The organism is Pseudomonas sp. UM16, from assembly GCF_050312595.1.
GTDB lineage: Bacteria > Pseudomonadota > Gammaproteobacteria > Pseudomonadales > Pseudomonadaceae > Aquipseudomonas.
In genome coordinates this window covers 1-23,783 of the sequence record NZ_JBNPJT010000025.1, presented here as the reverse complement: position 1 = coordinate 23,783, position 23,783 = coordinate 1, and the positions used below count along the sequence as shown (strand labels likewise).

The 23,783-nt window shown below is 59.7% G+C and carries 22 protein-coding genes and 1 tRNA gene; 10 read left to right on the top strand and 13 right to left on the bottom strand.

Annotation, left to right across the window (positions count from 1 at the left end; genetic code table 11):
- Nucleotides 1–79: 79 nt before the first annotated feature.
- Nucleotides 80–1,522, bottom strand: a complete 1,443-nt coding sequence (gene gabD / locus ACQRAX_RS23240; protein ID WP_412038818.1) for an NADP-dependent succinate-semialdehyde dehydrogenase — start codon at nt 1,520–1,522, stop codon at nt 80–82.
- Nucleotides 1,523–1,782: 260 nt separating this feature from the next.
- Between gabD and ACQRAX_RS23235 the strand changes: the two genes are divergently transcribed.
- The 6 genes from ACQRAX_RS23235 to ACQRAX_RS23210 all read left to right on the top strand — a co-directional run bounded on the left by ACQRAX_RS23235 (nt 1,783) and on the right by ACQRAX_RS23210 (nt 6,289).
- Nucleotides 1,783–1,859 (top strand) — tRNA-Arg (locus ACQRAX_RS23235).
- Between the two features lie 252 nt (nt 1,860–2,111).
- Nucleotides 2,112–2,621 (top strand): hypothetical protein, encoded by a 510-nt coding sequence (locus ACQRAX_RS23230; RefSeq protein WP_412038817.1) that lies wholly within the window; start codon nt 2,112–2,114, stop codon nt 2,619–2,621.
- An 11-nt stretch (nt 2,622–2,632) separates the two neighbouring features.
- Nucleotides 2,633–3,163, top strand: a complete 531-nt coding sequence (locus ACQRAX_RS23225) for a DUF5384 family protein (RefSeq protein ID WP_412038816.1) — start codon at nt 2,633–2,635, stop codon at nt 3,161–3,163.
- A gap of 57 nt (nt 3,164–3,220) precedes the next feature.
- Complete coding sequence (locus ACQRAX_RS23220) at nt 3,221–3,544, top strand: hypothetical protein (RefSeq protein ID WP_412038815.1); 324 nt, start codon at nt 3,221–3,223, stop codon at nt 3,542–3,544.
- Nucleotides 3,545–3,827: 283 nt separating this feature from the next.
- On the top strand, nt 3,828–5,684 hold the full coding sequence (locus ACQRAX_RS23215; RefSeq protein WP_412038814.1) for a DUF3857 domain-containing transglutaminase family protein: 1,857 nt from the start codon (nt 3,828–3,830) through the stop codon (nt 5,682–5,684).
- 164 nt (nt 5,685–5,848) lie between these two features.
- The gene (locus tag ACQRAX_RS23210; RefSeq protein ID WP_412038813.1) at nt 5,849–6,289 is read left to right on the top strand and encodes a CBS domain-containing protein; all 441 of its coding nucleotides are present in this window, start codon (nt 5,849–5,851) and stop codon (nt 6,287–6,289) included.
- 16 nt (nt 6,290–6,305) lie between these two features.
- Here ACQRAX_RS23210 and ACQRAX_RS23205 read toward each other — a convergent pair whose 3' ends face one another.
- From ACQRAX_RS23205 to ACQRAX_RS23195, 3 genes are all read right to left on the bottom strand, one after another.
- Nucleotides 6,306–6,944, bottom strand: a complete 639-nt coding sequence (locus tag ACQRAX_RS23205) for a hypothetical protein (protein WP_045181188.1) — start codon at nt 6,942–6,944, stop codon at nt 6,306–6,308.
- A gap of 71 nt (nt 6,945–7,015) precedes the next feature.
- A complete protein-coding gene (locus ACQRAX_RS23200; protein ID WP_412038812.1) occupies nt 7,016–7,258 on the bottom strand; it encodes a DUF2789 domain-containing protein in 243 nt (80 codons plus the stop codon).
- Nucleotides 7,259–7,318: 60 nt separating this feature from the next.
- Complete coding sequence (locus ACQRAX_RS23195) at nt 7,319–7,777, bottom strand: aminoacyl-tRNA deacylase (RefSeq protein ID WP_412038811.1); 459 nt, start codon at nt 7,775–7,777, stop codon at nt 7,319–7,321.
- Between the two features lie 104 nt (nt 7,778–7,881).
- Between ACQRAX_RS23195 and ACQRAX_RS23190 the strand changes: the two genes are divergently transcribed.
- Nucleotides 7,882–9,267, top strand: a complete 1,386-nt coding sequence (locus ACQRAX_RS23190; RefSeq protein ID WP_412038810.1) for an NfeD family protein — start codon at nt 7,882–7,884, stop codon at nt 9,265–9,267.
- A 2-nt stretch (nt 9,268–9,269) separates the two neighbouring features.
- Complete coding sequence (locus ACQRAX_RS23185) at nt 9,270–10,016, top strand: slipin family protein (protein WP_412038809.1); 747 nt, start codon at nt 9,270–9,272, stop codon at nt 10,014–10,016.
- Between the two features lie 49 nt (nt 10,017–10,065).
- Here ACQRAX_RS23185 and ACQRAX_RS23180 read toward each other — a convergent pair whose 3' ends face one another.
- From ACQRAX_RS23180 to ACQRAX_RS23155, 6 genes are all read right to left on the bottom strand, one after another.
- Entirely contained in the window at nt 10,066–11,466 is a 1,401-nt protein-coding gene (locus ACQRAX_RS23180) for an efflux transporter outer membrane subunit (protein ID WP_412038808.1), read from the bottom strand.
- Nucleotides 11,463–12,338 carry an efflux RND transporter periplasmic adaptor subunit gene (locus ACQRAX_RS23175; RefSeq protein WP_412038807.1) on the bottom strand — a complete coding sequence of 292 codons (876 nt, stop codon included), beginning with the start codon at nt 12,336–12,338 and terminating at the stop codon, nt 11,463–11,465. The genes ACQRAX_RS23180 and ACQRAX_RS23175 overlap by 4 nt, the downstream gene beginning before the upstream one ends.
- Nucleotides 12,335–12,547 (bottom strand): DUF1656 domain-containing protein, encoded by a 213-nt coding sequence (locus tag ACQRAX_RS23170; RefSeq protein ID WP_028943804.1) that lies wholly within the window; start codon nt 12,545–12,547, stop codon nt 12,335–12,337. The genes ACQRAX_RS23175 and ACQRAX_RS23170 overlap by 4 nt, the downstream gene beginning before the upstream one ends.
- On the bottom strand, nt 12,544–14,634 hold the full coding sequence (locus tag ACQRAX_RS23165) for an FUSC family protein (RefSeq protein WP_412038806.1): 2,091 nt from the start codon (nt 14,632–14,634) through the stop codon (nt 12,544–12,546). Before ACQRAX_RS23165 ends, ACQRAX_RS23170 begins: the two co-directional genes overlap by 4 nt.
- A complete protein-coding gene (locus tag ACQRAX_RS23160) occupies nt 14,631–15,083 on the bottom strand; it encodes a MarR family winged helix-turn-helix transcriptional regulator (protein ID WP_412038805.1) in 453 nt (150 codons plus the stop codon). Before ACQRAX_RS23160 ends, ACQRAX_RS23165 begins: the two co-directional genes overlap by 4 nt.
- A 94-nt stretch (nt 15,084–15,177) precedes the next feature.
- Nucleotides 15,178–15,996 carry a tetratricopeptide repeat protein gene (locus ACQRAX_RS23155; RefSeq protein WP_412038804.1) on the bottom strand — a complete coding sequence of 273 codons (819 nt, stop codon included), beginning with the start codon at nt 15,994–15,996 and terminating at the stop codon, nt 15,178–15,180.
- 206 nt (nt 15,997–16,202) lie between these two features.
- Between ACQRAX_RS23155 and ACQRAX_RS23150 the strand changes: the two genes are divergently transcribed.
- The gene (locus ACQRAX_RS23150) at nt 16,203–17,213 is read left to right on the top strand and encodes a helix-turn-helix transcriptional regulator (protein ID WP_412038803.1); all 1,011 of its coding nucleotides are present in this window, start codon (nt 16,203–16,205) and stop codon (nt 17,211–17,213) included.
- A 40-nt stretch (nt 17,214–17,253) separates the two neighbouring features.
- Here ACQRAX_RS23150 and ACQRAX_RS23145 read toward each other — a convergent pair whose 3' ends face one another.
- Genes ACQRAX_RS23145 through ACQRAX_RS23135 form a run of 3 tightly spaced genes read right to left on the bottom strand, consistent with a single transcriptional unit; the run spans nt 17,254 to nt 22,153 of the window.
- The gene (locus tag ACQRAX_RS23145) at nt 17,254–18,609 is read right to left on the bottom strand and encodes an HlyD family type I secretion periplasmic adaptor subunit (RefSeq protein WP_412039098.1); all 1,356 of its coding nucleotides are present in this window, start codon (nt 18,607–18,609) and stop codon (nt 17,254–17,256) included.
- Between the two features lie 7 nt (nt 18,610–18,616).
- Nucleotides 18,617–20,773 (bottom strand): type I secretion system permease/ATPase, encoded by a 2,157-nt coding sequence (locus tag ACQRAX_RS23140; RefSeq protein WP_412038802.1) that lies wholly within the window; start codon nt 20,771–20,773, stop codon nt 18,617–18,619.
- Between the two features lie 42 nt (nt 20,774–20,815).
- Nucleotides 20,816–22,153 (bottom strand): TolC family outer membrane protein, encoded by a 1,338-nt coding sequence (locus ACQRAX_RS23135; protein WP_412038801.1) that lies wholly within the window; start codon nt 22,151–22,153, stop codon nt 20,816–20,818.
- A 347-nt stretch (nt 22,154–22,500) separates the two neighbouring features.
- Between ACQRAX_RS23135 and ACQRAX_RS23130 the strand changes: the two genes are divergently transcribed.
- A partial coding sequence (locus ACQRAX_RS23130) for a retention module-containing protein (RefSeq protein WP_427867758.1) occupies nt 22,501–23,783 on the top strand: 1,283 nt, incomplete at its 3' end.

Below are 23,783 nucleotides of genomic sequence, written 5' to 3'. Positions count from 1 at the left end.
CACTGGATGTACGGTGTAAAAAGGCCAGCGAGACGTCGCTCTCGCGCCCCGCTGGCAGAGGTAAAGCCTTACGCTGCGATCAGACGCTGATGCACAGGTATTTGATTTCCAGGTAGTCTTCGATGCCGTACTTGGAACCTTCGCGGCCCAGGCCCGAGGCCTTGATACCGCCGAACGGCGCGACTTCGTTGGAGATCAGACCGGTGTTGATACCAACCATGCCGTACTCCAGCGCTTCAGCAACACGGAACACACGGCTCATGTCGCGGGCATAGAAGTACGAGGCCAGACCAAACTCGGTATCGTTGGACATGGCAATGACTTCAGCCTCGTCCTTGAAACGGAACAGTGGTGCCAGTGGGCCGAAGGTTTCTTCCTTGGCCACGGCAGCATTCTTCGGCACGTTGACCAGTACGGTCGGCTCGAAGAAGTTGCCTTCGATCAGCTTGCCGCCGGTCAGGATCTGGGCGCCTTTGCCAACGGCGTCAGCGATGTGCTCCTGGACCTTGGCTACCGCTTTCTCGTCGATCAGCGGACCGGTGGTGGTGCCGTCTTCCAGACCGTTGCCGATTTTCAGCTTGGCTACAGCAGCCTTGAGCTTCTCGGCGAAGGCATCGTAGACGCCGTCCTGAACGTAGATACGGTTGGCGCAAACGCAGGTCTGACCGTTGTTGCGGTACTTGGAGATGATCGCGCCTTCGACGGCCTTATCCAGGTCAGCGTCGTCGAACACGATGAACGGTGCGTTACCGCCCAGCTCCAGAGAAACCTTTTTAATGTCCTTGGCGCATTCGGCCATCAGCTGGCGACCGATTTCGGTCGAGCCGGTGAAGGACAGTTTGCGCACGATCGGGTTACCGGTCAGCTCGCTACCGATGTCGCCGGCGCTGCCGGTGACCACGCTCAGCACACCAGCCGGGATACCGGCACGGTGTGCCAGCTCAACCAGGGCCAGCGCCGAGTACGGGGTTTGCGAAGCAGGCTTGAGCACCATGGTGCAGCCAGCGGCCAGAGCCGGGCCGGCTTTACGGGTGATCATCGCGGCCGGGAAGTTCCACGGCGTAATCGCGGCGGTCACACCGATTGGCTGCTTGATCACGATCAGGCGCTTGTCTGGCTGGTGGCCAGGAATGGTGTCGCCGTAAACACGCTTGGCTTCTTCAGCGAACCACTCAATAAAGGAAGCGGCGTAGGTGATCTCGCCCTTGGCTTCGGCCAGCGGCTTGCCTTGTTCAGTGGTCATCAGGCGCGCCAGGTCGTCCTGGTGCTCGATCATCAATTCGAACCAACGACGCAGCTTGCCAGCACGTTCTTTGGCGGTCAGCGCGCGCCAGGCCGGCAGCGCCTTGTCGGCGGCCTCAATGGCGCGGCGGGTTTCGGCAGCGCCCATCTTCGGCACAGTGCCGATGATCTCGCCGGTGGCCGGGTTATTGACCTTGATGGTCTGACCGTTGTCCGCGTCCAACCACACGCCGTCGATGAAGGCTTGCTGGCGGAACAACTGGGCATCTTTAAGCTGCATGTCGGCTTCCTTAAAGGCACCGTGCAGGCACGGAGCGAATTATTGATTGTAGAAAAAGGAGAGCGTTTGAAATCTCAAACGAATCCTAGGAGCAACGGGGGAAAAGGACAATAGGGTGTTCGAAAAAAAGAACAAAAAGCGCTACACGGCGACCTTTTTCAGATCAACGTTACTAATAGAGTCCTGTGTGTGCAAAATCGAACACAGCCATACTGGCGATGGACGCCGACAGTCTAGATGGGTATCATGGCGCCCGCGTTGCACTCGTAGCTCAGCTGGATAGAGTACTGCCCTCCGAAGGCAGGGGTCGTGGGTTCGAATCCCGCCGAGTGCGCCATTTCCCCTCTCTTTGCTTGCAAAGATCTGGCGTTAAACGCCATCTCCCAGTCCCAACCTTTCGATGGGCCTTTGCCTACTCCCACCTGCACTCCGCACGCGCCTGAATCCTTATTACCATCCGCTCTAACTAAATCCCCTGTAAGTCCTGTTGGCTTTACCTGGCTTAAACTATCCGTTTACAATGATGGCAATATGCCCACCATCAATGGATTGCGGCGAAGGTTACCCACACCCTCCAGGGAATTTAGGAATGAAAATGCTGAAACACTGTCTGGCTTTGACCGTTGTCGCTTCTCTCGTAGGCTGCCAGGCGACTGGCGAGCAGTATGAATCCGATGTGTTTGACGCCAGCCAGGTGAACACTCAGCAAGAAGCCAAGACCGTGAAGATCCTCACCGTCTCGCCGACCAAAATCAAAGTCAGCAACGAGAAGAACAAAAATGCCGCGATGATGGTTGGCGGTGTTCTCGGTGCACTGGGTGGTGCCGCACTGGGTGCTGGCAAAAACACTGACACCGCTATTGTCGGCGGTGTTGCCGGTGGTGGTGCGGGTGCCCTGGCTGGCTCCATGGTCAACGACACCACCCTGGTTCCAGGCGTGCTGATCGGTTACTCCGAAAGCGGCAAGATCTACACCTCCGCTCAGGTGGGTCGTCCTTGCAGCTTCGAAGTCGGTGGCATCTCCCTGATGGTCATGACCATGAGCAACGAGACGCGCATTCAGCCGAATGCTACCTGCCCAGAACCTAAAAAGAGCTGAGGCAACCGGCCATGAAGCATATTGTTCTGGGCACCGCCCTCGCACTGTCTGCCATGACCGCCACAGCAGGCCAGTTCGATCAGCTTTACCAGATCGAACAGCAGACCAAACAGACTGAAGCCAACCTGCAAGCCGAACGCCTGCGTCAGGCCGCCGCCGCTCAGCAACGTGCTGAATCGCGCGAAGCCGCTGCCCGCCAGCAGCGCGCTGCCTCGCAGCGTGCCGCCGCGCAAGCCGCCGCCGAACGGCAGCAGGCACAAGCTGTCGAGCAGAAGCGCGTTCGCACCCGCGAAGAAGGTTTCGAAGACGAGCTGCGTGCATTGGAGCTGGAAGAGCGTCGCCTGGCGCTGCAAGCGAAAAAGGCCCGGGTCGCACGTTCCAACGATTACATCGATGCCGAGCTACGCGACAGCGCCGCGCGCACTGACGTGATCCAGTCCAACGCCGACTCCGCACGGAACGTGACGTCGGGCGCCAAATCGTTGCTCGAAGACGCTGGTACGGCCGAAATCAATCGCTCCAACAAACTGTTCGGCGAGTAACCAACACAGGTTTGCCCCAGCACAAAGGCCGGGGCAAACCTCTGCGGAGACAACATCATGCTGCGTCTGTTTATGCTGGTAGCGGCTGGCCTGCTGCTGAGTGCCTGCTCCAAGGAAGAAGCCAAGTTCCCCACCGTCGACCTGCATGGCCGCCTGGTGGTCGATCAGGAAATGACCGCCTCGCGTCAGGCTCAGGGCATCCAGGGCGAATACTTTAAACGTGTGCTGAGCGTTAACGGTCAGGACATGGCATTTGGCGATTTCGTCAAACAGTACTGCCCAGACAGCAACACCCGTAATGAAACCTGCATCAAAGCCTTCCGTATCAAAAAGATCGATGATGTAAGCGGTGCTACTCGGTTCTTGCCCAACGGGCTTTGAACGTAGGTTGTGGTGCCAGAAGGCTCAGGTGAAAACCTGGGCCTTTTTTGTTGGCCGCAGGTGCCGGCTCGCTGCTTGCTGCATTCCTGTGGGCGCTAGCCTTGCTGGCGATAGGATCAGATTGCGCGGACCCAGCTCCCACAAAATCCGGACAAGACCGTTTTCACAAATGTCAGAACATGCAAAACCATCGTTAAATTGTTGCAGCAGCGAAGCGTTCAACAAGGCAAAATGCCACTGTAGTGATTCTTATTTAGAATCAGTTTATGCAAGAAGGATCTTTATGAAACGCCTCGCTTTAACCCCGAGCCGTCTGTTCGGAATGTTCTGTTGTCTGTTCGCGGTCAATCTGGCCCAGGCCAAGGATGACGGGACTGACGCCTCAGTCACCATCGAAAAAGACACTCGTCACACCGTGGTTGCCGAGGATGGCAGCTACCAGACCACTCAGGAATTGGTCTACCTGATCAACGAAGAACGGGCGATCCAGAACACGGCTCAACGCCCGCTGTACTACAACCGCACGATGGAAAGCCTCGACGTGCTCCAGGCTTATACCCAGAAGCCTGATGGCCGCAAGGTAGTGGTAGGTCCCGAGCAAATCAAGGAACAGCAGGAAAGCCAGTCGACCCAGGCGCCGATGTTCCACGACAGCCTGGTCAAGACGGTTATTTTCCCTGAAGTGGCGGTGGGCGATCGCTTGGTGCTGAGCTTCAAGAAACAGCGCAAGACCGCTCTGTTCCCCGGCCAGTTCGAATACCTGGCGATGCCGCCGTTTAACCCGGTGAAACAGTTCACCCTGACCTATGACCTGCCCGAAAACCTCAAACTGCACGCCGAAGCCAAAGGCTTCAAGGCCTCCAGCCCCAAGGCAAGTGCGGGGCGTACGGTTTACCAGTGGGACTACCAACCAGGTGACAACGCCAGGATTGAGCTGGACTCGGTAGCCTATTCGGACTACGGCAACTACCTGGCGGTTTCCACTTTCGATGACTACAGCACTTTTGCCAAAGCCTACGCGGCGCGCGCCAAAAGCGAAGTGACCCCAGCCATCCGCGAGCTGGCCCAAGCGTTGACCGCCAAACACGACAACCCACGGGACAAAGCCCTGGCCCTGGGCGACTGGGTGCGCCGCAACATCCGCTATGTGGCGGTCTACATCGGCGCCGGGGGCGTCGTGCCACATGCCGCCGACACCGTTCTGAGCAATCGCTATGGTGACTGCAAAGACCACGTCGTCCTGCTCGAAGCTTTGTTGGCCGCCGTCAACATCGACAGCACAGCGGCGCTGGTCAACCTCGGCAATGCCTACACGCTGCCCAAGGTGCCGACACTGGGGGTGATCAATCATGTCATCACTTACATCCCGAGCCTGGACCTGTACCTGGACTCCACCGCCGAAGCCATCGCCAGCGGCTATTTGCCGGTACCGGTGCTGGATAAACCTACCCTGCTGGCCCGCACAGGCACCCTCGGTCGCACCCCGGCCACCCAGCCGAGCAAGGTCGAGAACAGCACCACCTTCAAAATCACCAGCAGCGGCGCGGCTGAGTTCCAACATGAGTCGAAGATCGAAGGCTGGGCAGCCGAGCTCAATCGCTGGGGCATGCGTAACATGCCCCCGGCGCAACGCGATCTGATGGTTCAGCAAATCCTCGCCGCATACGGCCAGACAGGCAGCGGCAAGGCCAGCAGCGACAGCCTGGATGGCAGCGGCCCTTTTGCGGTGCACATCGACGGGCGTAGTGAAAACCTGGCTAACCTGCCCGGCCCTATTGGCGTACCGACGTTGTCCAGCCTGGCTGGTGGCATCGCCCAGAATGTGTTCGGCTTCGTTGCCGAAAAGCAGCGGACCCAAGCCTTTACCTGCATTTCCGGCGTCACCGAAGAGCAAGCACGCTTCGAGTTCCCCGCCGACGTGCAGATCATTGCCTCGCCCAAAGCGGTGAAGATCAAGGATCAGTACCTGGACTACAGCGCCGAGTACCGGCGTGAAGGCAACAGTGTTGTGGTCAATCGCCGCTTCGACTTCAACTATCCCAAGTCGGTCTGCAGTGTTGCCGACTACGAGAAGATGAAACCGGCGGTAGAAGCCATGCTCAATGACTTGAACAGTCAGGTGATTGTGCAAAAAAGCTGAAACAGGCGGCCCTGCGAGGTTGGATGAACAACCGGCAGGGCTAAAAATATGCCCATGACGTTTTTCAATCGCCTCGATGCCGCTTTCTCCCTTGCCCTGCGGCGATCTGTACACGATTCTTTAGGGATCTGCCGTCATCAATTCCTAGCATCGCAGAGGCCTCTATGAAAACCGTGGCACAGCTCCTGAAAACCAAAGCCCAGCAGCATCACCAGGTCCATACTATTGGCCCCGACCATATGGTCCTCGATGCGCTCCGACTGATGGCCGAGAAAAACGTCGGTGCCTTACCGGTGGTCGAGGGTGGTCACGTAGTGGGAATCGTCAGTGAACGTGACTATGCGCGCAAGATGGTGCTTAAGGGCCGTTCGTCAGTGGGCACCCCGGTCAGCGCGATCATGAGCGCGCCGGTGATCACTGTGGATCCGCACCAGAACATCGAGTACTGCATGAACATGATGACCAACAGCCACTTGCGCCACTTGCCCGTAGTGGAGAACGGCGAACTGCTGGGCCTGTTGTCGATCGGTGACCTGGTCAAAGAGGCCATCGCCGAACAGGCCAACATGATCCTGCAGCTGGAGCAGTACATTCGCGGCGATTGAGCCGCCGCGAACGCTCTCAGCGGTATTCGCCCTCCAGCTCATCGAGCTGGTGGTCGAAGCTGCGCAGGCGCGCCGACCAGGTGTAAACCAGCACTTCCAGATCACGATTGAGCACCGCGCCCCCTCGCCCGCTGCTTTGCTGCGAATCGCACAGGTCCAGTTGGTAACGCTCACGGGCCATGGCGGTGGCTACGGTGGAGAGCTCACGGGCGTTGTCCAGCCAGTGCCGGCGCAGGTCATGGGTTTCCTTGTCCAGCTCCCGACATTGGCGCTTGAGGGCTTCGAGGCTTTGCTCAAGCGGTGTGCCTTCAAGCTCCCCCATGACTTCCTGGAAGGTGCGCCCCGGCTGCCAGTAGCTGCCCCAGAAATAACGGTCGAACACGGTTTCAACTCGCCGCAAGGCAACCTTGGTGTTCCAGATCGCCACCAAGGTGCGCCCCTGGGCCAGCTGGCGTTTGCTGACCCTTAGTTGCTGCCAGGCGATCCAGGCCAGCGCCGTCAGCGCCAACGCCCCGATCACACCACCGGCTGCATAGAGAAACACCAGGGCCTGGTTGAGTTGATAGGTCTCTTTGACTCCATAGAAATAGCCGACGGTCAGCAAGCTCAAAGCGGTCACGGCACACCAAAAACCAACGGCATAGGGCTCTTTCATTGGCGCTGTCCCCTGTTGTTTTTTTCTGAGCATAGCAACGCCGAACGCCGGTAACAGGTGCCGCTCGGCGTTTATTTTCTCGGGTTACGCAAGGCCTCGTTGAGCTGGTCGAAGGGCACCGCCCAGTCGGAGTCTTCAATGACACTCTCTTGGAGAAAAGCCTTTTGAGACGGCGTCCAAAATGGCGCATCGACCAGCTTTATATCGCCCTTTAGTGGCGAATGACTGGTAAGGAATTGGTCGATGCCGACCGGGTCGTCAGGCAAACCCAACTGTTTGAACAACTCTGAAAACTTATGGGTAGGTGCTTCCATGGGTCACTCCTTGGGGCCAGGCCAGTCGTCCACGACGCCAGCCTGGCAGTGGGTTGATCATCAGCAAACCTCACGCACTTCGGCGTTAGGCACCAGTTTCAGGTATTGCGTCATGTTCATGTGGATCAGGTGATCGTGATCGCCGGCTTCGACATAGATATCGCCCTGGCGGGTCAGGGTCGGGTCGACCAGCATTTTGATCGAATAGGCCTCGCCCATGGCCGGGATAGCACCGCGCTCACAGTCACCAAACAGGTGTGGCAGGTTGCTTTCCGAGGTCATGTGCCATTGCCCGGTCGCCTGCACCTTGCTCATGTCCAGGTGGCGGTTGGCCGGTAACACCGCCATCAGGTAATTGCCATGGCGGTCGTCGAGCATGACTGACTTGGCCACCCGCTCAGCGGGCACTCCGGCCATGCGCGCTGACTCAAGGCTGGTGGATGAGTGCGCGTGAGGAACGATGTCGTAGTCGCAGCCGGCCTTGTCCAGGCACTGCTGCAGGGTTTTTGCCATACGCATGATGCACCTCCGTATAGAGCTTGCCCCCACTTGTGAAGTTTAGGCCGTGCTGTCCAAGGCAGCCGACTAAACTTATTGGACATGTACAAGTCGGGTGAATTCAGGTGATCGCTCGTTGGTTTCGCTTCCTGCTGTTAGTGCTTTGGTTTGGCGCGCAGTCGAGCGGTCAGGCTGCGCCTGGGCAACCGGTGCTGGTACTGAGTATCAACGATGCCATTGGTCCGGCCAGTGCCGATTATCTGATCCGGGGCCTGGAGCACGCCAACGCCGAGCAGGCGCAGTTGGTGGTGATCCGCCTCGACACCCCTGGCGGGCTGGACAGCTCGATGCGCGAGATCATCAAAGCGATCCTCGCCAGTCCCGTGCCAGTGGCCAGTTACGTCGCCCCCAGCGGCGCCCGGGCGGCCAGTGCCGGCACCTACATTCTCTACGCCAGCCACGTCGCGGCCATGGCCCCGGGTACCAACCTCGGCGCTGCCACTCCGGTGCAGATCGGTGGCCTGCCCGGTACTCCTAAGGACCCAGCGGCCCCACCGGCAGCACCGACCGGCGACAAGCAATCACCGCAGAACGAACAAGACACCATGACCCGCAAGCAGGTCAACGATGCGGCTGCCTACATTCGCGGCTTGGCTCAGCTGCGTGGGCGCAACGCCGAGTGGGCTGAGCAGGCAGTGCGCGAATCCGTCAGCCTGCCCGCCAGTGATGCCCTGCGCCTGAAGGTGATCGACCAGGTTGCCAATGACCTGCCCGACCTACTGCGACAACTCGACGGCAAAACCGTCGAAGTCGCGGGGCAACCACTGCAACTGAACACGGCTGGCGCGATGGTCATCGAGCGTCAGCCCGACTGGCGCACACGCCTGCTGGCGGTCATTACCAACCCTAGCGTCGCCCTGATTCTGATCATGATTGGGGTCTATGGCCTGATGTTCGAGTTCATGAGCCCAGGCTCCGGGGTTGGTGGTGTGATCGGCGGCATCTGCCTGTTGTTGGCCCTGTATGCCCTGCAGTTGTTGCCGGTGAGCTATGCCGGTATCGCACTGATTTTGCTTGGCGTGGCATTCATGATCGCTGAGGCGTTTATGCCCAGCTTTGGGGTGGTTGGCTTCGGTGGCATCGTCGCCTTTGTGGTCGGCGCGGTGATCCTGATGGACACCGATGTGCCCGGCTTCGGCATCCCGCTGCCGCTGATTCTGTTTCTGGCGCTGGTCTCGGCGTTATTGCTTGGCGGTGTACTGGGCATGGCCATAAAAGCCCGCAGGCGAGCGCTGGTCAGCGGCGATGCCGGGTTGGTCGGGAGCTTGGCCACGGTGATGGCGGTCAATGACAGCGACCCCTATATCGGTTCAGTGCAAGCGCAGGGGGAACAGTGGCAGGCGCAGTGCCAATCGCCACTGCAGGTAGGGCAACGCGTCCGGGTGATCTCACGCAAGGGCGTACTTCTGGACGTCAGCGCCGCAGCCGACGCGGTGGTGCAAGGAGATTGAGCATGTTTTTCGAACTGGGCTTTGGCGCACTGCTGGCGTTGACCGCAGTGCTGTTGCTGTCAGCGTTTCGCATCTTGCGCGAATACGAACGGGGCGTAGTGTTCCAGCTCGGACGCTTCTGGCGGGTCAAAGGGCCTGGCCTGGTGTTGCTGATTCCAGGCATTCAGCAAATGGTTCGGGTTGATCTGCGCACCATCGTCCTCGACGTACCACCACAGGATGTAATCACTCGTGACAACGTTTCGGTTAAGGTCAATGCGGTGCTTTACTTTCGCGTGCTTGATCCACAGAAGGCGATCATTCAGGTCGAAGACTTTCTCATGGCCACCAGCCAATTGGCGCAGACCACTCTGCGCGCGGTGCTCGGCAAGCATGAACTGGACGAACTACTGGCTGAACGCGAACGCTTGAACCAGGACATCCGCGAGGTGCTGGATGCACAGACCGACGCCTGGGGCATCAAGGTGGCCAATGTCGAGATCAAGCATGTCGACCTCAACGAGTCGATGATCCGCGCTATTGCCCGCCAGGCGGAGGCCGAGCGCGAACGGCGGGCCAAAGTAATTCACGCCGAAGGGGAATTGCAGGCTTCGGAGAAACTGATGCAGGCGGCAGAGATCCTCGGGCGCCAGCCGGGGGCCATGCAACTGCGCTACATGCAGACTTTGGGCAGCATTGCCGGGGACAAGTCGTCGACCATTGTCTTTCCGTTGCCGATCGAGATGCTCAAGGGCTTTGTGGATAAATAGCGCCAGAACCTGTGGGCGCGGATTAATCCGCTCCTACAGTAAGTCGGATCTACCAACCTCCACCTAACGCCAGGAATAGACCAATCTGCCCCATCGCCACTTGAGTATTGGCCATCGCCAGTTGCGCGCGCATATCGGTATAGGTCCGCGTCGCCTGCAGGTCCGCCAGGAATGACTCCCGTCCAGCCTGATAGAAGCGATGGGTCTGATCGGCGGCCAACTGCGCCGACTTCTCTGCCTCCGCCAGGGCATCACGGCGCTCCAGTAATGCACTGTACTGCGCCAGGCTGGTCTGGGTTTCGCGGATGGCATTGAGCACCACCCCATCAAAATGCGCCAGCGCCGCTTGAGTCGAAGCCTCGGCCTGGCGAATGCGTGCGCGCGAGCCGTTGGTCGGTACAGTCCAGGTTAGCAGCGGGCCAAAGCCCCAACGGTTGGTCGCCGGCTCGCCAAGGTTTTCCAGGATACCAATGGTGCCGACCTGGGCACCAATGCTGATGTCCGGATACAGCTGACCGGTGGCCACACCGATGGTCGCAGTGGACGCCGCAAGGCTTCGTTCAGCCTGGCGGATATCCGGACGGCGCTTGAGCAACGCAGCGCCATCGCCCACCGGTAGCACTTGGGCGATGTGAGGTAGTTCAGCACAGTCGGCGGTACCAGCCGGCAGCTGTGCCACTGGTTTGGCCAGTAGCATCGACAGGGTGTACAAGCCCGCCTCACGTGCCGCCTGGTAGCGCGGCAGTTCGGCGCGCAGCGATTTGAATTGAGTCTGCGAACGGGTGACCTGGGTTTCGTCACCACGCCCAGCGTCGCGCAGACGCTGGGTCAACGTCACGCTCTGCTCTTGCAGGTCCAGGGACTCACGGGCGATGTGGTACTCCTCGTTCGCCGCACACACCTGGGTATAAGCGCGCACAACATCGGCGACCAGCGTGATTCGGGCCGTATCGGCAGCGGCTTGAGTGGCATCGGCATTGGCCTGAGCCGCTTCGACACCACGCTTGAGGGTGCCCCACAGGTCAAACTGGTAGGACGCGCTGATGATCGCTTCACCAATGTTCGCCACCGGCACTTTCTCCGGCAGCAGAAACGCCTCGCCGGACTCCTGCAAACGCTGAGCCCCGAGTTTCACACCGCCATTGAGTCCGCCCTGGGCCTCAGCCTGTTCGACCTGGGCACGGGCACGAGCGATGTTGGCAGCGGCGACGCGCAGTTCAGTGTTGGCTGCCAAGGCTTGAGTAACCAGCGTATTGAGGCGCTGATCGTGATACAGGTGCCACCAGTTCTGCGGCACCGGCGCCGACACTACGCTATTGGCATCCTGACGTAGCTGCCCCTGTAAGTCGGCACGCTGAATCGCACTATCCTTGGGTAGCTGGTAATCCGGCCCGACCATCTGGCAGGCCGACAATAACAGGCTCAAGCCAAGCAGCGTCAGGCGTTTCATTGGTCCTTCCCGTCGATAATCGACACAGTCGCGGTACGCCCGGCGATCATGCGAAAGTCCGCCGGCACTTCATCGAACGCGATCCGCACCGGTATCCGCTGGGCCAAGCGCACCCAGCTGAACGCCGGGTTAACGTTCGGCAGCAGGTTGGCGCCGCTGCTGCGGTCACGGTCTTCAATGCCGGCCGCAAAACTCTGCACATGCCCACGCAAACGGGCGTTGTCGCCCATTACGCGGATATCCACTGCCTGACCGATATGAATGCCAGACAGTTTGGTTTCTTCGAAGTAACCATCAACGTGGTAGGAGTTGCTGTCGACCACCGAGAGCACGGCTTTCCCAGCACTGACAAATTCATGCGGACGCGGTGCACGGTCGTTGAGGTAGCCATCGACCGGGCTGCGCACTACCGAGCGGTCCAGGTTCAACTGCGCAGCGTCCACCGCGACCTGTGCCTCGGCCAGCGCCGACTGCGCTCGGGCCTCGCGGGACTGGCTCTCTTCCAGTTGCTCCTGCGCCACCAGGTTGCCCAGGCCACGGTTACGGCGGGCTTCCCGGCGGGTCTGAGCCAGTGTTTCCTTGCGTTCGGCCAAGGTCGCCTGAGCATGGCGCAGGGCTAGCTTGAAACGATCCTGGTCGATGGTGAACAGCACGTCGCCGCGTTTGACCACCTGGTTGTCACGCACGTCAACCTTCTGGATCAGGCCGGAGACGTCCGGGGCAATCTGGATCACGTCGGCGCGGATGTGCCCGTCGCGGGTCCAGGGAGCGAACATGTAGTACATGACCATCTGCCAGACCAGTACGGTCGCCAGTGTCACTACCAGCAGGGTCAGGACCACGCGGCCCAGGGTCAACAAGGGTTTTTTCATGGCAGCATCAGGTTTCGGCAAAAGTGGTCGACCGTGCCAAGCAGCACGGCGTAGAGAGCAACGTTAAACAACGCCCGGTGCCAGACCAGGCGGTAGAAATGCACACGGGTAAGCACAGCATGCACCCCGAGAAACAGCAGATAGGTGAGAACCATCATCACCAGCAGCGTGGGCAGAAATACCCCGCTGATATCCAGTTCACCGATCACAGGGGGGCTCCATCGATACCATAGGGCAGTTGCGGTGGCTCGTCAGACGGCTCCAGCACCACCTCAACCCCTGGCAGCAAGGCCAGGCGCAGGCCGCTCAAGGCGTGCAGCAATTGCAGCCGGGTTTCGCTGTTGTCGGCCAGGTCGTTCAGGTTCAAGGCGCGGCGGGCGCGCTCCATGCTTTGCAACAGAACCGGCGGCGCATGTAGACGCTGGCGGGCGTCCAGACACGCCTGAAAATGCTCGCCAACTTCTTCAACCACCCGCTCCAGCGGCGCCCGTGTCTGCGCACCGACCCGTGGCATGTAGGCGAGTAGATCGAGCAAGTTCAGGCCCGCACGCAGGTCGCGCAGGGCGGTGCCGGTATCCTGGCCAGTCTGGATCAGGCGCGGCAACAGTTGCATCAGACGGTCAAGCATTTGCACGCCCAGGCGCCGGTGTTCGGCCAATGTTGCCAGACGGGTCATGCCGACGATGTCACGCCAGCTGAAGCGGGTCAGGCGCTTGGCCGCCAGTTCGATACCGAAAGGACGCATCACCAAGGTCCAGATGAAGGCAAACAACAGCCCTACCGGCCCTGCCAGGTTGGAGTTGATGAAGGTCAGGAAGTTGGCGTCGTAGGCGCCCTGAATGCTGATGAACGAAGCGGTGTTGACGATGGTCAGCAAAGTGCCGAGGTAAAACTGAGGTTGCACCGTGAGCGTGCCGACACAGATGAACGGCACAGCAAAGGCCAGCACCAGCATCGGGTAGTCATGCAGGTTCGGTAGCACCAGGAACAAGTACAAGCTGGCAAACACCACCGACGCCGCCGTCCAGAAAAAGAACCGGTAGATCTGCGGGGCCGGGTCGTCCATGGCGGCGAAGAAACTGCAGGCTACTGCAGCAAGAATTACCGCACTGCCGCCATCGCTCCAGCCCGAGAGAATCCACAGAGTGGTGGCGGCGATGATCGCTGTGACCGTGGAGAACACGGAGTAGAGCATCAGGCCACGGTCAAAGAACGGCGTCAGCCGCCCCAGGCGCCAGTGCCGATACACCGCGCGCCATGGCGACTGGTCATCGTTGCGGATGGCATGTTGCAGGCTGCAGCAGTCTTGCCACAGGTCGACCCATTCAGCCAGGCGGTAGAGCGCATTGGAGAGCAACAGCGCAGCACGTTCATCCAATGCCGCGGCGCTCGGCTGCAGGTGTTCAAGCTGCGCCTTCAAGCTCGACCAGCGACGCGGTTCGGCGTCACTGGCGGTACTTTTCAGCCAGTCTCGCGCCTGCTCCAGCAGTGGTTGCAGTTGTTTTGCCTCTGCCGGCGCACGGGCCTCCAAGGCCAACAAGGCGTCGTCGAGAGCGTCAACCACCGGCAACAGATGAATCATTCGGCCACGTAATTCGCGGGCATTTTTGACCGTCTGCGGCCGTGCACCTTCGTGGGACAGTTGGCCAATCATCAACTCCAGCGAGTTGAAGGTGGTCACCATCGAGGCGCGCAAAGCGCCAACGCTATCAGCCGACGTCTGGCGGGCCAGAAAGGTATCGCTGTAGCGGATTGCTTCGTTGAACCAGTTGCCGGTAGCGCCAACCAGCACCGGGGCCAGCCGACGCGGCCAGAAGATTGCGCCGACCACTGCGGCACAGACGATACCCAGGCAGATTTCCTGGGCCCGTGAGGACGCGATATCAAACACCCGCAGCGGGTCGTCGACCACCGGTAGGGCAATCATCGGCAAGGTATAACCGGCCAACATCAAGGCATAGCTGTTGGCGGTACGCAGGTGCAGCGAGAGGAACAGCAAGGTGCCGGTCCACAAGGCAATGGCCACGGTCAGCAGCAGTGGTGTCTGCACCAGCATTGGCACCAGGAACACCGCGCCAGCAGCACCCAACAGCGTCCCCATGGCGCGGTACAACGCTTTGGAACTGGTCGGACCAACGAAAGGGCTGGAAACGATATAGACAGTGGCCATGGCCCAATAAGGCCGGGGCAACTGCATGAGCAAAGCGATGTACAACGCAATCATCGACGCGGCGAATGTGCGCACGCCGTAGAACCAGTCACGGGCAGGTGGCAAGGTGCTGAAGAAGCCCTTCATGAAGGCACGCCCGGCGTGCGCTGTGCAGCGGCCTCGAAGGCGTGCAAGACGCGCAGGGTCGCCAGCAGGTCGGCTTCGTCAATACCGTGCAGGATCTCTTGGCGCAGGCGTACCAGCTCACCCTCAATGGCTTCGGCCACCTCCCGGCCACGATGGGTCAGGCTCAAGGCCTTGGCGCGCCGATCCACCGGATCTTCCGTCCGGCAAACCAGCCCTGAACTGCACAATTGGTCGAGCAGGCGCACCAGGGATGGGCTTTCAAGTCCTGCAGCCTGGGCAACCGCTACTTGGTGCACGCCATCGCCCAGGCGCACGATCGTCAGCAGCGGCATGGCGCAAGCCTCGGAAACACCGTAGCCGACCAGTGTCGTCTGACAGATGCGACGCCAGAGCCGACTGGCCACCACCATGCCGGTGCTGATGTTCAGGTGCAGCGCTTCAAGAGTCATGGAGGATGAGCCGTTGCTATATTCATAGTTTGCTAACTATCTATATTCTTCGATCCACGCCCCCGCCGTCAAGCGTGGCTGACGGGTGCCACCTTCATGGCTGTATCTGATCTTCCAGCTTCATGGTCAGTGCCAGCGAGCTACCCATGGCGATGGCCTGGTCACGCCAGAACAGGTAACGCAAGGCATTCTGGGAAACGCTGAAGTGCACCGCCAGCTCTTCAGCCGCCTGCATCACACCGGCGACAGCCGCGAGCTCCAGCCAGTACACCCCCGCTTTATGGTCTGCCGCCACGCTCTGCCCGTGCAGCAGTCGGTAGCCAACTTCGAACCGGCAGCGCGCCTCGCCCCGCTCAGCACCGCGCAAGAACCAACGGTAAGCCTGTTGCAGGTCGACCACCCAGCGTTGCTCATCGCTGTCGCAGATCTCTTCTTCGTAGAGATCGCCCAACGCGGCTGCAGCCTGCTCCAAACCGCGTTCAAAAGCGTGTTGGTAGTACTCCGCTGCGGTGGCATAGGCCACTTCCACACCTTTACCGAAATAGTACTGCTGACCCAGGTTGAACCAGGCCGGGGCACTGCCCTGCAACGCAGCCATGCGTAGCAAGTGGCCGGCCAGTGTCGGGTCGGCGCGCCAGTATTTGCCATTGAGCCAGATCCAGCCCAGGTCATTGAGCGCCGCGACATTGCCATCCAGGGCCTGATCGCGCAGATCGTTGTACAGCGCCTGCAAGTCCGTGGCCTCGTCCAGACGACTGATCAAGATGAAACTTTCGCCCAGGGCTGCGCGCTGACTGGGCATCCCAACACCGTTGTACAGCCGCTCCAGCTGACCGCAGCGACCAGGCGCCGGAATGATGCGCTCTGGTAGCAGGCGCTCGAGCAGTGGGTAGATGTTGCTGGCAGCTGACATGTTCATCCTCATTGAACAACCCCCCGAACTGATGGCGGGTGTAATGAGGCGTGATTCTGCGCAGAGCCACGACAAAACCTGTCGCGAACGATTCGGTTGAGGCAAATCAACTGCTTCATCCTTGATCTGATAGATAAATGGCCAATTGCCATATCTTTCCACTAGGACCATGCTACAACCGCAAGACTAGACAAGGACGCCACCTTTTGCCCTCCGCCACCACCCGCGCCACCCTCAGCCGTCAATGGGAGTTGCTGCGCCAATTGCCCAGCCGTTCGCCAGGCATCACCAGCGCCGAGCTGGTGGGGCGCCTGCAAGACGCCGGCTTCTCCATCAGCAAACGCAGCATCGAACGCGATTTGAATGAGCTGTCACTGATCTTTCCGCTGGAGCGCAATGATAAAAGCATCCCCTATGGCTGGCACTGGGCAACCAATGCCTGTGTTGAACTGCGTGGCATCAGTATCAACGAGGCGCTGAGCCTGGCATTGGTCGAGGAAGCGGTGCGACCGTTGCTGCCCAGCAGCATGCTCAAAGTGCTTGATGCACGTTTCAGCCATGCCCGGCAAAAGCTTGAACACCTGTCCAGTGCCAACAAAGCAGCACGTTGGCTGGATAAGGTCGCCAGCGTCCGTGCGGACATGAACATGCAGGCCCCAGAAGTCCCGGACACGATTCTGGAGACGCTGCAGCATGCCCTGCTTGAGGAGTACCAACTGCATTGCCAGTACTACTCGGCGCACACCGACAAGATCAGTGAGATGACCCTCAATCCGCTGGCGCTGATCCAGCGTGGCCAGATCAGCTATCTGATCGCTACTGCTGCGCCGTACAGTGACATTCGTCAGTTTGCCGTGCATCGCTTTCGTCACTTGCGCGTGCTCGGCAGTGCCACCGAAGGCTTGCACGACTTTGACCTGCAGGCTTACCTGCGCAGCGATGCCCTGCAGTTTGGCGCTACCGACAAAATCGAGTTGCAGGCTTGGATCAGCGACAACTTGGCACGCTTGGTGCGGGAGACGCCGCTGTCGGCAGACATGCAACTGACCCCGCTGGAGCAAGGCCACTGTTTGCGGGCGACGGTGAGCAACAGTTGGCAGCTGCGTTGGTGGCTGCTGAGTCAGGGTGATGGTTTGATCGTCGAACAGCCCTTGGCTCTGCGTCAGCAGATTGCTGAAACCTTGAGCAAGGCGGCGGCACAGTACCAGACGTCCTGAGTGTCGATCATCGCCGGCAATGCCGGCGATGACCACAGGATCAACGCTCGCGCAGCGCCTCAGCCCGGGCGCGAATGATCGGTTTGAGCAGGTAGCTCAGCACGCTTTTCTTGCCGGTGATGATGTCAACCGAAGCCACCATCCCCGGAATGATCAACAACGGATTCTCGTCGGTGCCCAGGTGGCTGCGCTCGGTACGCAGTTTGATCACGTAGAAGGTGTTCTTCTCTTCATCGGTAATGGTGTCGGCACCAATCTGTTCCAGCTTGCCTTTGAGCCCACCATAGATGGTGAAGTCATAGGCGGTAAACTTGACCATGGCTTCCTGGCCAGGATGCAGGAAGGCGATATCTTGCGGGCGAATTCGCGCTTCGACCAACAGAGTGTCATCCAACGGGACGATTTCGACCAGGTCGCTACCCGGCTGGATTACACCACCGACGGTATTGACCAACAGCTGCTTGACGATACCGCGCACTGGCGAGGTCACCAGGGTGCGGTTAACCCGATCATCCAGCGCTTTACCGGTGGCCTGGGCCTTGCTCAAGTCGGTACGTGCTTCATTGAGCTGCATGAGGGCATCGCTGCGGAATTTGCCGCGGGTCTCATCGATCTTGCGCTCGACTTCCTTGATCGCCGACTCGGCACGCGGAATGGCCAGCGAGGTGGCGTCCAGCTGGCCGCGGTTTTCCACCTCGGCACGCTTGAGACGCAGCACTTCAACCTGTGAAATCGCGCCCTGAGCCACCAATGGCTCGGACATGCTGATTTCCTGGCGCAGCAGCTGCAGGCTGTTGCGGTACTGCCCCTGCTTGGAACTGAATTCACGCAGTTCCTGCTGACGCTGTACCAACTGCTCCTGCAGGCCGCCGATCTCGTCCTGTAACTGCTGACGGCGGCTCTGATACAGCGCCTCTTCGTTGGACGCCTGGCTTGGCGCCGCCTTGCGGATTTCTTCGTCGATCTTTAATGGCCGGTCATCGACTTCGGCGCTCAGGCGCTCCACACGCAAGGCCATGGCCAGTCGATCGGCCTCGGTCTCACCGACGTTGGAGACAAAACGGGTATCGTCCAGACGCAACAGCGGTGCGCCGGCTTCAACGATCTGGCCTTCTTTGGCATAGATCTCGGCAACGATACCGCCTTCCAGGTTCTGGATCTTCTGCAGCTTGGACGACGGAATCGCCTTGCCTTCGCCGCGGGTGACTTCGTCGATGATCGCAAAATTGGCCCACAAGCCCATGAACAGGAAGAAGGCGATCACCCCCCAGATGGTCAGGCGTACAATGCGTGGTGCATCCTCGATCAGCGCTTTGTTCACTTCGGGCAGCGGCTGACCGCTAAGCGACTCCGAGCCTTTGAAGTACTTGCGCAGGCTTTCCTTGAAACGGCCCATATCCACCTTATGCAACACTGATCTGCCCCTTCTTCAGCGCATCCATGACGGCGGCTTTCGGGCCATCCGCAACAATCTGCCCACGGTCCACGACAATCAGCCGGTCGACCAGTGACAACAACGATGCCCGGTGGGTGACCAGGACCACGGTCTTGTTTTCAACAACGGCCTGGAGGCGTTGCTTGAGACGTTCTTCACCCGTGTTGTCCATGGCGCTGGTGGGCTCGTCGAGCAGCAGAATCTGCGGGTTGAGCAACAGCGCCCGGCCCAGAGCAACGTTCTGGCGCTGGCCACCGGAGAGGTTCTGACCGCGTTCACCAACCTGCAATTCATACCCCTGCGGATGCAGGCGGGCAAACTCATGGACACCCGACAATTCGGCGGCCTGCAGGACCATTTCGTCCTCGACATAGCGCGCACCGCTGACCAGGTTGTCGCGCAAGGTGCCGGCCATCAACTGGATGTCCTGAGGGACGTAGCCGATGTTGTGGCGCAGCTCGCTGACGTCGACCTGACGGATATCCACGCCATCGACCAACAGCGAACCGCCGTCGGCTTCGTAAAGACCAACGATCAACTTGGCCAGCGAGCTCTTGCCCGAGCCGCTACGGCCAATGATGCCGATTTTCTCACCCGGCCGAATGGTCAGACTGACACTCTTGAGCGCCAGGTTCTGCTGGTTCGGGTAGGTGAAATCAACGCCGCGAAACTCGATGGCACCCTGCAGCACCTGGCGGCTCAGCGGACGCTCTTCGAAGTTGCGCTCTTGCGGCAGTTCCATCATCTGATCGGTGGAGACCATGGTGACCTTGGCCTGCTGGTATCGGGTCAGTAAACCGGACAACTGCGCCAATGGGCCCAGGGCGCGGCCACTGAGCATGTAGCAGGCGATCAGGCCACCCATGCTGAGGTTGCCGGCGATGATCTGGTAGACACCGGCACAAATCAACGCGACACCGGCCAGTTGCTGGATCAGCAGGGTCACGTTCATCGCCATGCCCGACAGCACCTTGACCCGCAGTTCCAGGCGACTGAGGGTGCCAATGGTCTGCTCCCACATGTACTGACGTTCGCTTTCGGCATTGTTGACCTTGACTGCATCGAGGCTGGCCAGGGTTTCAATCAGGCTCGACTGACGCTCGGAAGCCAGCGCCATGGTCCGCTCCAGCGTCGCCACCAGGGGCTTCTGCAGGGCGTAGCCAATACCCAATGCCAGCGGGAAGGCAACGATCGGAATCCACACCAGGTGGCCGCCAATGATAGCGATCACCAGCAGGATCAGCAGGGTGAACGGCAGGTCGATCAGGCTGGTCAGGGTCAGTGACGCGAGGAAGTCGCGTAGCCCTTGGAATTCATGGATGTTCTGGGCAAAGCTGCCGACCCGCGCCGGGCGATACTTCATCGCCATGCCGACGATGCGCTCGAACAAAGTGGCAGAGATGATCAGGTCGGTCTTTTTCCCGGCAAGGTCAAGACACAGACTGCGCAGACCCTTGAGGATAAGGTCGAAGATGTACGCACCGGCGATACCGATAGCCAGCACCCACAGGGTCGCGGTCGCCTGGTTGGGGACCACGCGATCGTAGACATTCATCACGAACAGCGGCGCGGCCAGGGCGATCAGGTTGATCACCAGGCTGGCGGCGATGGCATCGATGTACAGCCAGCGACTGCGCTTGAGGGTGTCACGGAACCAGGAGCGCGCGCGCGGAATCAGGTTGCCGTGATTGACGTCGAACTTGTGCTGCGGCTGAGCGAAGAATACCCGCCCGCTGTAGTCGCTTTGCAGTGCTTCGCGACTGACATGCACCTCGCCACCGTCGCTTTCGCTGAGCAACAGTCGCGCCGTGTCATCATTCTCCCAACCCAGCAATACCGTACTGCGACCGTCCTTGAGCAGCAGCATGGCCGGCATGGCAATGGCCGGAATCTGCTCAAGCTTGCGCTGCAACAAGCGCCCCTGCAGGCCGGCACGGGCCGCTGCACGCGGCAGCAACTCCGGGCTCAGGCGCTGGGCCGGCAGCGGCAGGCCAGTGGTCAGCATCGCTCGGCTGGCGGGCTTCTGGTGCAGCACACAGAGGGATAGCAGGCTGTCCAGCAACGGATCGTCGTGCTGACTGCGTGGATCATGGCTGAGTTGGACTCGACTGACTTCTGATTCCACGCGGCTTCTCTTGATAATTGCGGTTGGAGATTAAACTGAGCCTCAGTTCATACCGGGCAGGCTCACTTTCGGTTTCATATCGTTTTGCACAACAGATGCCATCGGGGCGACAACGCCCTGACTCTTGAGCAACTGGCCAATGGTCGCCTTGATTCGATACTGAGTAAACACTTGGCTGTTCTTCACTTCGGTCAATCGACGCTGAGCGGTGAACAGTTCGTTTTCACTATCGAGCAAGTCGAGCAACGTCCGCTCGCCCAGGCTGAATTGCTTCTGGTAGGCAGAGCGCACGTTGTTGCTGTAGTCGACATATTGCTGGGCAATAGGCAATTGCGCGTTGGCGTTGTCCAGAGCATTCCATGCCAGGCCTAATTCTTCATTGAGCTGGCGCAAGGCATTGTTACGAATGTCCAGCGCCTGGTTGGTCAGGTACGACTTGGACTCCAGGTCGGCCTTGTTGCTACCACCGGCATACAGGTTAAAGCTCATACGAAGCATAGCCTGCCATTCGTTATTGTGGCCGTTCATGCCATCAATGTCGTTATCGGCCGTCCGTCCGAGTTCTGCATCGAAACGTGGATAGAACGTCGACTTCGCCGCGTCGTATTGCTTTTCCGCCGCCGCGATATCGGACTCCGCCGAACGCAGGATCGGGCTGCTTTCGATCATTTGTTGACGGGCTTCGTCGAGATTGGCCGGCAACAAATCGATGAACGGTGCAGGCGGGCTCAGCTCATCAGGCATTTGGCCAACCACGCTCAAGTAGTTGGTCTTGGCGTCAGCCAGGTTGGTTTGTTCGGTGATCAGGTTGTTACGCGCTTGGGCCAGACGTGCTTCGGCCTGGTCAAGGTCAGCCAAGCGCCCAACACCGCGGGATGTACGCAATTTGATCTGATCGTAAATGCGCTCGTGGCTGCGCAGGTTGTCTTCGGCCAGACGCACCATTTCACGGCGGGTGAGGACGTCCAGGTAGACCTGGGCGACGGTCAGCGCGGTGCGCTCGGAGGAGCCCAGCAACGAGTAGGCACGCGAGTTAACGGTGGCTTGTTGACGCCCTACTTCGCTGGAAGTGGCAAAACCGTCAAAAACCATTTGCCGCAGGCGCAGGCTCGATTCACCACGGTTGAGGGTCTCCCATTGGTTGCCAGTGCTCGGGCTGTCAGTCCCTTCGCGGCCATAACCTGCCAGCACATCGACCCGCGGCAAATAGCCGCCCTTGGCGGCACGCAGTTGGTAGTCAGCAGCAATACGGCTGTTGACCCCGGCCTGGATCTCAGGATGAACCTCAAGGGCTTTCTGCATGGCCTCTGGCAGGCTTTGTGCTTGAACGAAACTGGCAGCAAGGGCGAAAGGAAGAGCAGTGAACAGTGACGCGCGCATTTAACTTTTTTCCCAGGGACCTCTTGTCCCAAATCACAGCAAAAAACGTTGCTGCATTCGAAAATGGCAACCGGTTGACCTTATGTCGGAAAACATCCGAAGGGGTACTGGAATGTACGCAGGAAGGGTGGAAGCCGCTCAAATATCAATGTGACATTACGGCGGTGATTGTTTAGGATGACAAGCATAAGGTCAATACTTTGGCATAAAAGTAATAGCCAATAGTTATTGACGTAATATTGACGCCAAAGCGCGTCAATTTTCTATAGATACATTCCATCGGAAGCGGCAATTCAGCGCCGGCTTGGCATGGAAGCCAAAATTGAACGGGTATACCGGAGAGTCCAATGAGCAGCGTTGTTGCTATCGTCAAAAGCATTATTGGCCAAGTTATCGCCGTATCCCCGGAAGGGGCGCGCCGCGTACTGATCGAAGGTGACCGCCTGTTCGCTGGCGAACAAGTGCTGACCGGTCTCGCTGGTGCCGTCACCCTGGAACTGGCCGACGGCCGCACCCTGGACCTGGGCCGTGACACCCAATGGAGCGCCGACACGCCAGACAGCATCTCTGATCTGGCGGCAGCGACTGCCCAGGCTGCGCCTTCGGTTGAAGAGCTGCAGCAGGCTATCGCCGCCGGTGCCGACCCGACTACCGAACTTGAAGCCACTGCTGCCGGCCCTTCGGCCGCAGGCTCTGGTGGCGCCGCCGGTGGTGGCCACAGTTTTGTCATGCTGGATGCCACTGCAGGCTCGGTCGACCCAACCATTGGCTTCCCCACCGGTCCTATCGGTTTTGCTACCGACACTGGCCGCGAAGAACTGGGCGGCCTGGACAACAGCAACAACCCAGCGCAAGCCGTCCCTACCGGGCTGACCTTGAGCGCTACGCCTTCGATCACTGAAGCGGGTGGCGTGATTATCTACACCGCCACCATCGGCCAGCCGCCGCTGACCGACCTGACCGTGACCCTGTCCAACGGCCAGGTAATTGTCATCAACGCAGGCCAAACCAGCGGCAGCGTCAGCGTGACCATCCCGCCGAACGACACGGTGTACCTGGATGCCAGCGAAATCTCCGCGACCATTACCGGCACCAGTGGTGGCGGCGGCGTGGTGATTACTCCGGACACTACTCCGGCGGTGACCCAGATCACTGATACCATCGACGCCACTACCGTGGCGGTCACTGCTGACCCGGCGAAAGAAGGCGACGCTAACGTCACCTTCCACTTCCAGCTGAGCAACCCGCCACAGGGTACGACCACCCTGACCGTCAACGTCGGTGGCCAGAACCACACCGTAAACATCGATGCCAGCGGCAAGGGCACCCTGTCGGTTCCGAATACCAACGGTGAAGACGTCTACAAAGACGGTACTACTGTCGAAGCGACCGTGACTGCGGTGAACGGCGGCAACTACGAAGCCACTGACCTGACCGGCGCGACTGGCACTGCTGAAGTCAAAGACACCACCGACACCACCACCGTGGCCGTCACTGCTGACCCGGCGAAAGAAGGCGACGCTAACGTCACCTTCCACTTCCAGCTGAGCAACCCGCCACAGGGTACGACCACCCTGACCGTTAACGTCGGTGGCCAGAACCACACCGTAAACATCGATGCCAGCGGCAA

What these genes read in the sequence shown, in the direction of transcription:
- ACQRAX_RS23160 (WP_412038805.1), bottom strand. Translation starts at nt 15,083, where the DNA reads ATGACTCTTGAAGCGCTGCACCTGAACATCAGCACCGGCATGGTGGTG.
- ACQRAX_RS23215 (WP_412038814.1), top strand. Translation starts at nt 3,828, where the DNA reads ATGAAACGCCTCGCTTTAACCCCGAGCCGTCTGTTCGGAATGTTCTGT.
- ACQRAX_RS23200 (WP_412038812.1), bottom strand. Translation starts at nt 7,258, where the DNA reads ATGGAAGCACCTACCCATAAGTTTTCAGAGTTGTTCAAACAGTTGGGT.
- ACQRAX_RS23165 (WP_412038806.1), bottom strand. Translation starts at nt 14,634, where the DNA reads ATGAAGGGCTTCTTCAGCACCTTGCCACCTGCCCGTGACTGGTTCTAC.
- ACQRAX_RS23205 (WP_045181188.1), bottom strand. Translation starts at nt 6,944, where the DNA reads ATGAAAGAGCCCTATGCCGTTGGTTTTTGGTGTGCCGTGACCGCTTTG.
- ACQRAX_RS23145 (WP_412039098.1), bottom strand. Translation starts at nt 18,609, where the DNA reads ATGGGCCGTTTCAAGGAAAGCCTGCGCAAGTACTTCAAAGGCTCGGAG.
- ACQRAX_RS23135 (WP_412038801.1), bottom strand. Translation starts at nt 22,153, where the DNA reads ATGCGCGCGTCACTGTTCACTGCTCTTCCTTTCGCCCTTGCTGCCAGT.
- ACQRAX_RS23180 (WP_412038808.1), bottom strand. Translation starts at nt 11,466, where the DNA reads ATGAAACGCCTGACGCTGCTTGGCTTGAGCCTGTTATTGTCGGCCTGC.
- ACQRAX_RS23210 (WP_412038813.1), top strand. Translation starts at nt 5,849, where the DNA reads ATGAAAACCGTGGCACAGCTCCTGAAAACCAAAGCCCAGCAGCATCAC.
- ACQRAX_RS23230 (WP_412038817.1), top strand. Translation starts at nt 2,112, where the DNA reads ATGAAAATGCTGAAACACTGTCTGGCTTTGACCGTTGTCGCTTCTCTC.
- ACQRAX_RS23155 (WP_412038804.1), bottom strand. Translation starts at nt 15,996, where the DNA reads ATGTCAGCTGCCAGCAACATCTACCCACTGCTCGAGCGCCTGCTACCA.
- ACQRAX_RS23185 (WP_412038809.1), top strand. Translation starts at nt 9,270, where the DNA reads ATGTTTTTCGAACTGGGCTTTGGCGCACTGCTGGCGTTGACCGCAGTG.
- ACQRAX_RS23220 (WP_412038815.1), top strand. Translation starts at nt 3,221, where the DNA reads ATGCTGCGTCTGTTTATGCTGGTAGCGGCTGGCCTGCTGCTGAGTGCC.
- ACQRAX_RS23225 (WP_412038816.1), top strand. Translation starts at nt 2,633, where the DNA reads ATGAAGCATATTGTTCTGGGCACCGCCCTCGCACTGTCTGCCATGACC.
- ACQRAX_RS23175 (WP_412038807.1), bottom strand. Translation starts at nt 12,338, where the DNA reads ATGAAAAAACCCTTGTTGACCCTGGGCCGCGTGGTCCTGACCCTGCTG.
- gabD (WP_412038818.1), bottom strand. Translation starts at nt 1,522, where the DNA reads ATGCAGCTTAAAGATGCCCAGTTGTTCCGCCAGCAAGCCTTCATCGAC.
- ACQRAX_RS23195 (WP_412038811.1), bottom strand. Translation starts at nt 7,777, where the DNA reads ATGCGTATGGCAAAAACCCTGCAGCAGTGCCTGGACAAGGCCGGCTGC.